We start from the raw sequence: 956 nt of genomic DNA, 5'->3' as shown, positions 1-956 counted from the left end.
CGTTCGGCGAAACCGCGCAGGGCGACAATGCCGAGCGGTTCGAGGGCATGCGCCAATCCGTCGATGAAAGTGTCGGTGGCGATCAGCGGCGTGTCGTAGGTCTTGCACAGGCGCTCGACGCGAGCGAGCACGTTGAGATCGCGGCCGATCGCCGTGAAGTCGACCCGGTCGCCGCCGCCGATATTGCCGTAGGCGATCTCCCCGACATGAAGTGCGACGCCGACCTCGAAGGCAGCTGTGTCACCGTCGCGCAGGGTCGCAAGCGCAGCGAGTGCGGCCTCGGCGGCACGCAAGGCGGCACGGCGCGCCGCGGCCTCGTCGCGATCGGCATCGAACACGGCTAGTAGCCCGTCGCCGATATATTTCAGCACCTCGCCGCCTTCCGCCTCGATGGCCGGCACGATGGCATCGAACATCCGGTTGAGGGCGGCCACGACACGGTCGGGGCTCTGCCGGTCGGACAATTCACCGAACCCGCGCAAGTCAGTCAGCATCATCGCGGCCCGCATCAGACGTACATCGCCGCGCCGCACTGTGCCGGCCAGGATTTGCCGTGCCGGGTCGCGCCCGACATAGGCGCTCAGCACCGCGCCGAGCATGTCGTCGAGCGCCTTGATCTCGAACAGCAGCGAGAACGGCTCGACCAGCGCCAGCAACGTGTCGATCTCGATCGGCGTGAAGCCGCCCGGTCTCGCTGTGGCCCAGGAGGCGGCGCCCATGCGTCCACGCGCGGCGCGCAGCGGCACGATGAGGTAGTCGGTCAGACCCTCGTCGCGAAGCTCGCCGAGCACGGGAAACGGCAGCGGCCCATCCCCGTCGAGACGGTATCGGAACGGGGTACGGGTCTCGACCACGTGCTCGACGGTGTTGCCGTGAAAGGTCGGCGTGCCCTCGATGCCGTGGCGGCGACGCAGGGCTAGGCTCGACGCTCCTGGATGCCAGACGCGCATCACCCA

General features: G+C 68.3%; 1 protein-coding gene. It reads right to left on the bottom strand.

What is annotated here, in order from left to right; all coding sequences use genetic code 11:
• Positions 1–746: adenylate/guanylate cyclase domain-containing protein (locus FV222_RS27380; protein WP_246685709.1), on the bottom strand; the 746-nt coding region annotated here is incomplete at its 3' end.
• Positions 747–956: the final 210 nt, after the last annotated feature.

Source organism: Methylobacterium sp. WL103 (assembly GCF_008039885.1).
Classification (GTDB): domain Bacteria; phylum Pseudomonadota; class Alphaproteobacteria; order Rhizobiales; family Beijerinckiaceae; genus Methylobacterium; species Methylobacterium cerastii.
Note: the sequence above shows the minus strand (reverse complement) of the source record. Positions and strands in the feature narration are given on the sequence as shown.